Below are 7,155 nucleotides of genomic sequence, written 5' to 3' on the forward strand. Positions count from 1 at the left end.
GGGTTTGGGCGACTGGGTCAATAAGGCTGATTGAGTAGCAGCCAGGATCTGTTCCTGGCACACAGGTCGCCGGGACTGATTGAGGTCCTGTCGCGCAGGCCGCGAGCAGAAGCGCCGGAATGGCGGCGGACAGGATCAGTCGGTTCATTCTCTAACTCCGTTAGATTTCTCGTTCACCTCTCCGTCGGCGTAGGCCGATGGAGAGGACAGGCGGACGAAGGACGCCAGGAGGGGCAGCTCTAGCGGTGGCCGTCGTGTGCCAGAGGCAACCGCCTGTGCCGCCCCCTCCTGGTCGTCGCAAACGCGCCGACCTGTCCTCCCCATTAGCCTGCGCGAATGGGGAGGTGATGGTTTCGTCAATCTTCCGCCGGCGTGTCCATCAGGCGGCGGGACAGATAGGTGTATTCCAGAGCCAGTCGCCGCGCCGTCTCGCGCAGATTGGCCGCCGCGCCGTGGCCGCCGTCGACGTTTTCATAGAACAGCACCGGATAGCCCAGTTCCTCCAGACGGGCTGCGGCCTTGCGGGCGTGGCCGGGGTGGACGCGGTCGTCCTTGGTCGAGGTGTGGATGAAGACTTCCGGATAGGGCTGGCCGGCGGCGAGGCGCTGATAGGGCGAATACTGTTCGATCCAGGCGCGCTCGGCCGGGATGTCGGGGTTGCCGTATTCCGCGATCCAGCTGGCCCCGGCCAGAAGCTTGTGGAAGCGCAGCATGTCGAACAGGGGCACCTGGATGACGGCGGCGTTGATCAGGTCCGGACGCTGGGTCAGCATCGCCCCCATGAACAGGCCCCCTTGCGAGCCGCCCATGATGCCCAGATGCGGCTGGGAGGTGATGTTGCGAGCGATCAGGTCCTGGGCGACAGCCTGGAAATCCTCATGCGCGCGCTGGCGGTTTTCCTGCAGGGCGGCCTGGTGCCAGCGGGGGCCGAACTCGCCGCCGCCGCGGGTGTTGGCGATGACATAGACCCCGCCGCGTTCCAGCCACAGCTTGCCCACCGTGGCCGAATAGCCGGGCAACAGCGACGACTGGAAGCCGCCGTAGCCGTACAGGACCGTGGGGTTAGAGCCGTCCATGGCCATGTCGCCCTTGTGGACGACGAAGTAGGGAATCATCGTGCCATCGGCGCTGCGGGCCTCGAACTGGTCCACCGTCATGCCGGTCGCGTCGAACTTGGCCGGCAGGGACTTGCTGACCACCGCCTGACCCGTTGACGCATCGGCCAGATACAGGCTGGACGGGTTCAGATAGCCGGTCACGCTGACGAAGATCTTGTCGTCCCGCTCGGAGGCCGAGCCGACGCCGACCGAGACGTTCTGGGGCAGGTCCATGCGGGTGCGCGACCACTCGCCCGTGGCGCTGGGCTCATAGACATAGACTCCGCCGCGCACGTTTTCGTACAGGGCCACGATCAGGCGGTTGCGGGTGGCGGTGATGCCCTCGATGGCCTCGCGCTCGGTGGGCCGGATGATCAGCTGCGCCGGGGTAGCGGGGTCGGCCAGCCAGCGCTGCAGGTCCCAGGCGATGACGTCGCCGGTCTTGAAGTCCTGACCCGAGGGGGCGGTCCAGTCCTGATCGGTGGTGATCACCAACTGGCCCTGGACCAGGGCGTTGATGTTCGACTTTGCGGGGAGCTCCAGTTTGGTCGTCGTGCCGTCGGCGTTCAGGCGGTGGGTCTCGCCCTCATAGAAGCTGACGCCGCGATTGATCAGGGTCGCCTGGATGACGCCGTCGGCATCGCGCAGGGCATAGCCCGAGACGGACACGTCCGCCGGCTGGCCGGTGAAGACGGTCGTGGCCTGATCCATGGTCTGGCCGCGCTTCAGCACCTTGACGATCATCGGATAGCCCGAGGTGGTCAGGGATCCGGGGCCGAAATCACGGCTGACCAGAAGCGTGTCGGCATCGATCCAGGCCGCGCCGCCCTTGGATTCCGGCAGGTTGAAGCCGCCGTCAACAAAAGTGCGGGTTGCACGGTCGAACTCGCGCACCACCACCGCATCCTTGCCGCCGTCGGACAGGCTGATCAGGCAGCGGGTCTCTTCGGGCGGCAGGCAGGTCGCGCCCTTGTAGACCCAGTTCTTGCCCTCGGCCGTGGCCAGGGCGTCGATGTCGAGGATGGTCTCCCATTGCGGTTCCGCGGTCTGGTAGCTGTCCAGGGTCGTAGTGCGCCAGATGCCGCGCACATGGGTGGCGTCCTGCCAGAAGTTGTCGATGGTGCCGTCGTGGTTGAAGCCAGGGGCCGGGATGCGGTCGCGCGACTGGACGATCTCCAGCGCCTGATCGTGCAGGGTCTGATAGCGGGGGTCGCCCTGTAGCGTGCCCAGCGAGCGCTCGTTCTGGGCGCGGACCCATTCCATGGCGCGCTCGCCCTCGACCTCTTCCAGCCACAGATAGGGGTCGGTCGCGTCGGAGGTGGCGAAGCCGCCACTGACGGTCGCGCTCGGTGTGGCGGGTGCGGGAGCAGTCTGGGCCATGGCGGCGCTCGATATAGCGGTGGAAGCGAGAAGGGCGGCGAGCGCGGCAGTGCGGATCATGGTGACAGTCCCCTGAACGATAAGTCGGCACGATAGGTCGGCGGGGCACCTTAACGACGGGCCCCCGCGCGGCAAGGCGCAGGCGGGCGAGGTTACGGTTTTGTCATGAAGCCGCTAGTGATGACCTTCGTCCGGGATGCACAGGATATTGCCGCAGGCCTTGCAGTGAACGGCGTCGGGATCGTGCACCTGAAGCCCGCAACGCTCGCAGGGGAAGCGGACCTTGTGCGGCCGCAGCAGGGTCTGGCCCAGCCGCACGAACAGGGTCACCCCCGTCAGCATGATGACGATGGAGACGATCCGCCCCCAGTTGCCGGGCAGAAGGATGTCGCCATAGCCGGTGGTCGTCAGGCTGGTCACCGTGAAATACAGGGCGTCGATATAGCCGCTGATACCCTCATAGGTGCCGACGAAGCTGGTGTAGACGAAGCCCGTGGCCACGAAGATGAAGGTGACCAGGGCGGTCAGGGCCTTGACCTGATCCTCGATCCGGGTGTCGTCGTAGCGCCGCCCGATGGTCCGCCAGAAGAACTCGGAATTGACCAGGGTCCAAAGGCGCAGGACCCGCAGGAAGCCCAGGTTGAACAGCCAGGCCGGGAACAGCAGGGTCGCCAGGATGAACAGGTCCATCCAGACGATCGGCTTCTTCAGCCAGTCCTTGATGTCCGAATAGCACAAGGCCCTGGCCGCCAGATCGAGGGCCAGGATAGCGGCGATGACATAGTCGATGATGTAGAAGACCAGCCCGCCCTCCTTCAGCAGGGGAGCGGCGATGAAGAAGGCGACGATGATCAGATCGATGATCAGGACGCCGAGCCGGAACCGCACCGCCGTCTGTGACGAGCCGTGATAGAGCGCGCGCAGGCGGGCGCGCAGGCGCCATCCTTCCGATTTCTGTCCTGCCGTGTCGGGGGCCGCGTCGGTCGTCATGGGCGCAACCTAGGCACGGTCGCTGACGAACGCCATGATTTCTCCTATATGACGCAGATGGCCACCATCCCCTTCGTCAAGATGAACGGTGCCGGCAACGACTTCGTCGTCGTCAACGCCCTGAAGACGCCCTTCGCACCGACGGAGGCGCAGGTGCGCGCCATCGCCGATCGTGAGACGGGCGAAGGTTGCGACCAGCTGATTGCGCTGGAGCCCAGCGACACGGCCGATGTCTTCATGCGGGTCTGGAACGCCGACGGCGGCCAGGTCGAGACCTGCGGCAATGCGCTGCGCTGCGTCGGCTGGCTGATGATGCAGTCGACGGGTCAGGACAGGGTGACCATCGACACCCTGGGCGGCCCGACGACGGCGTGGAGCGTCCCAGGCCGCGTCGGGTCGGGAGATCCCGAAGGGTCGACGAGCGCGGCCCAGATAAAAGTCGACATGGGTCCGCCGCGCCTGGACTGGACCCAGGTGCCATTGGCCGAAGAGATGGACACCCGCAATATCGAGCTGCAGATCGGGCCGATCGACGATCCGGTGCTGCATACGCCGGGCGCCGTCTCGATGGGCAATCCGCACGTGGTCTTCTTCATGGACCATGCGCCGAACGACGGCTTCGTACGCGGCTCGGGCTCGCTGATCGAGCATCACCCGCTGTTTCCGGAAGACGTCAATGTCGGCTTTGCCCATGTGGTCGCGCCGGACCGCATCCGCCTGCGGGTCTGGGAGCGGGGGGCGGGGCTGACCAGGGCCTGCGGCACGGGGGCCTGTGCGGCCCTGGTGGCGACGGCGCGGCGACGGCTGACCGGGCGGCACGCGGCGGTCGAGGTCGATGGCGGCCTGCTGCAGATCGATTGGGACGAAGCCTCGGACCACGTCTTCATGACCGGGCCGGTCGCGGTCGAGCGGACAGGCACCCTGACCCTGTGAGCGTCAGCCCCAGGGGCCTTGGCGGGCCTGTGGGCGAACCTGCGACGTCGTCGGCACACTGGTCGTGGCCGGTCGAACCTGTGACCGCTCCACCGGCGCAACCCTGGCGACCGGGCGCGGGCGCGGGCGCTGGCCGACCTTCGCCGCCAGTTCCATCAGAGCCTTGATGCGGTTGCCGGTCGCGGGGTGGGTCGAGAACAGATTGTCGGCCCCGCGCCCTGCCAGGGGATTGATGATGAACAGCTGGCCCGAGGCCGGATTGCGCTCGGCGGTCGTGTTGACGATGCCGCGGGCGTGGTTGTCGATCTTCTGGAGAGCATCGGCTAGGGCATGAGGGTCGCCTGCGATCTCGGCCCCGACGCGGTCGGCCTCGTATTCGCGCGAGCGGCTGATGGCCATCTGGACCAGACCGGCCGCCATGGGGGCCAGGATCATCAGGGCCAGGGTGCCGATGATGCCGCCCGGACGCTCGCGGTCGTCCCCGCCGCCGAAGAAGAGCGCGAAATTGGCCAGGGCCGCGATGGCTCCGGCCAGGGTCGCGGTCACGGTCATGGTCAGGGTGTCGCGGTTCTTCACATGAGCCAGTTCGTGCGCCATCACGCCGCGAATCTCGTCGCGGGTCAGCCGGTCGAGCAGGCCGGTGGTGGCGCAGACGGCTGCATTCGCCGGATTGCGACCGGTGGCGAAGGCATTGGGCTGGTCATTGGGGATGATGGCGATCATCGGCCGGGGCAGGCCCGCGTCGCGCGCCATCTGGACCACATCGGCGACATAGGTGCGGACCACCGCATTGGGGTGCTGCTCGTCGACCGGCTGGGCACGGTACATCTTCAGCACGATCTTGTCGGCGTTCCAGTAGCTGATCAGGTTCATGCCGCCGGCGAGCACTAGGGCGATGAGCATGCCGGTCGCACCACCGATCATGTAGCCGAGCCCGCCGAAGAGGGCGGTCAGGACGGCCAGCAGGATAAAGGTCTTCAGATGGTTCATAAGGTCACGTCATGGGCACTGCGGATGCAGTCCGCTAAGGTGCGGCCATGAACGCCCTGTCTCAAGAGCCCGCGCTGTGACCGATCACCCCACCCCTGCCGCGCCGGACGACGTCGCCAACGACGACCAGCCAGCCCCCGTCTTCAATGCCGACGTGCCCCATGCGACGCCGGAGCGGCCTTTGAGCGAGGTCGCGCGGCGCGCCCTGCTGGAAGCGGCGGATCGTCGCGCGGCAGAGGCCGGCGGCGATCTGGCCCCTGAACATGGCGGGCCGACCGGCCCCGAGCCGACCCGCTATGGCGACTGGGAGAAGAAAGGTCTGGCCATCGATTTCTGAGGCCGTTTTGCCCCGTCTCTGAACGGAAAAGGTTAAATTCAACGCCTCTGGGGGAAACCATAACCCGACCTTCCCCCGCTCGGTGCAAGCGCGAGAATCGTCTGTCGGACGTGTCTAGGACAGGCTCCTGAGTTGGAGCCTGTGCGATGCGAAACCTTACTGTGGCGGCCGGTGCCGCTGTCCTGATGCTGATGGCGGCGACGCCCGTCCTGGCCGGTGGCCCGCGCGGCGGCGGCGGCGGACATCCCGGGGGTGGCGGCGGCTGCAACAGCTGCGGCGGCGGTGGGCACCCCGGCGGGGGTCATCCGGGTGGAGGCCATCCCGGTCGCCCGACCGGCAACTTCAACTACAACGTCAATATCAATGCGAACGCCAATGCGAACGCGAACGCGAACGCCAATGCCAATTCGAACAGCTTCGGCGGCGCGCGCGGCTATCTGAACGCACGCAGCTATGACGTCCGCAGCGTGCGCGGCGGCACCAACTATGGCGGAACCAGCATCGGCGGTGGCGGCGGCTATTCCGAAGGCGGCTACGGCGGTTATTTCGGCGGGCCGGTCTATGCCGAGGAGCCCTATCGCGGCTCGACCTGCCGCACCGGCCCCTATGGCTACGTCCTGGGTGGCTTCGGCCGTCGGCCCCAGCCCGGTTCGACCACCTGCTCGGGCGGTTACGGCTATGAGCAGCGCGGCGGCCGCTATGGCTACAGCGAGAGCCGCTACGAGGAGCGCTATGAGGAGCGGTCTTCCGGCAGCAGCCACTATGTCGAGCGTCCGCGCTATCGTGACGAGTACCGCGACGACTACCTCGCGGACTATCGCCACCACTATCAGCCCGCGCCGGTCTACATCGAACAGCCGCCGGTCTATGTGCAGTCGCCGCCCGTCTATGTTCAGGGCCCGCCCGTGCACGTCCAGGCCCCGCCGGTCTATGTCCAGCCCGCCCAGGTCTATGTCGAGCCGTCGCAGGTCTACGTCGAACCCTCGCAGGTCCATGTCGCGCCGTCGGACGTCTATGTGGCTGCTCCCGAGGTGCATGTACCGCAGCCGCAGGTCCATCTGGCCCCGCCGCAGGTCCATATGGAGGCCCCGCGCGTCCATATGGAGCGTGAGGTTCGCATCCAGCAGCCCGACGTCTACGTTCGCCAGTCGGACGTCCAGGTCCAGCAACCCGACGTCTATATCGAGCGCCACCAGTATGAGGCGCCGCTGACGCCGAACCAGTATTACGGCCTGCAGGGCGAGGTGGCTCCGCCGCCCCCTCCAAGAACGCAGGAAAGACCAAAAATGCATTGAAGTCCAAGACTCCACTGCAAGCAGTTCTGGTGTTGCAGAAGTTGAGTTATGCGTCGCTCCCAAAAGTATCACACCCGTTCCTAATGCCCGTTGCCGAGAAAAACCTCTGCAAGTTCACCATTTACTTCTATGC

At 66.3% G+C, this 7,155-nt stretch carries 5 protein-coding genes and 1 pseudogene; 3 read left to right on the forward strand and 3 right to left on the reverse strand.

Annotation, left to right across the window (positions count from 1 at the left end; translation table 11 throughout):
• Nucleotides 1–356: 356 nt before the first annotated feature.
• Both JHC81_RS12895 and JHC81_RS12900 read right to left on the reverse strand, forming a co-directional pair.
• The gene (locus JHC81_RS12895; RefSeq protein ID WP_292175316.1) at nucleotides 357–2,537 is read right to left on the reverse strand and encodes a prolyl oligopeptidase family serine peptidase; all 2,181 of its coding nucleotides are present in this window, start codon (nucleotides 2,535–2,537) and stop codon (nucleotides 357–359) included.
• A 114-nt stretch (nucleotides 2,538–2,651) separates the two neighbouring features.
• Nucleotides 2,652–3,467 carry a potassium channel family protein gene (locus JHC81_RS12900; RefSeq protein WP_292175318.1) on the reverse strand — a complete coding sequence of 272 codons (816 nt, stop codon included), beginning with the start codon at nucleotides 3,465–3,467 and terminating at the stop codon, nucleotides 2,652–2,654.
• A 57-nt stretch (nucleotides 3,468–3,524) separates the two neighbouring features.
• On the opposite strand from JHC81_RS12900, the gene dapF reads away from it, so the two are divergent.
• Entirely contained in the window at nucleotides 3,525–4,400 is an 876-nt protein-coding gene (gene dapF, locus JHC81_RS12905) for a diaminopimelate epimerase (RefSeq protein WP_292175323.1), read from the forward strand.
• A gap of 18 nt (nucleotides 4,401–4,418) precedes the next feature.
• Here the strand turns inward: dapF and htpX are convergent.
• Nucleotides 4,419–5,390, reverse strand: a pseudogene (htpX, locus tag JHC81_RS12910) (zinc metalloprotease HtpX); the annotation flags it as partial.
• Between the two features lie 76 nt (nucleotides 5,391–5,466).
• Between htpX and JHC81_RS12915 the strand changes: the two are divergent.
• Together JHC81_RS12915 and JHC81_RS12920 are read left to right on the forward strand one after the other, a co-directional pair.
• On the forward strand, nucleotides 5,467–5,727 hold the full coding sequence (locus JHC81_RS12915; protein ID WP_292175320.1) for a succinate dehydrogenase assembly factor 4: 261 nt from the start codon (nucleotides 5,467–5,469) through the stop codon (nucleotides 5,725–5,727).
• 146 nt (nucleotides 5,728–5,873) lie between these two features.
• Nucleotides 5,874–7,022, forward strand: coding sequence for a hypothetical protein (locus JHC81_RS12920; RefSeq protein ID WP_292175321.1), 1,149 nt, complete (start codon nucleotides 5,874–5,876; stop codon nucleotides 7,020–7,022).
• Nucleotides 7,023–7,155 lie beyond the last annotated feature (133 nt).

This window comes from Brevundimonas sp., assembly GCF_016463295.1.
Taxonomy (GTDB): Bacteria; Pseudomonadota; Alphaproteobacteria; order Caulobacterales; family Caulobacteraceae; genus Brevundimonas.

What these genes read in the sequence shown, in the direction of transcription:
- JHC81_RS12895 (WP_292175316.1), bottom strand. Translation starts at nt 2,537, where the DNA reads ATGATCCGCACTGCCGCGCTCGCCGCCCTTCTCGCTTCCACCGCTATA.
- JHC81_RS12900 (WP_292175318.1), bottom strand. Translation starts at nt 3,467, where the DNA reads ATGACGACCGACGCGGCCCCCGACACGGCAGGACAGAAATCGGAAGGA.
- dapF (WP_292175323.1), top strand. Translation starts at nt 3,525, where the DNA reads ATGGCCACCATCCCCTTCGTCAAGATGAACGGTGCCGGCAACGACTTC.
- JHC81_RS12920 (WP_292175321.1), top strand. Translation starts at nt 5,874, where the DNA reads ATGCGAAACCTTACTGTGGCGGCCGGTGCCGCTGTCCTGATGCTGATG.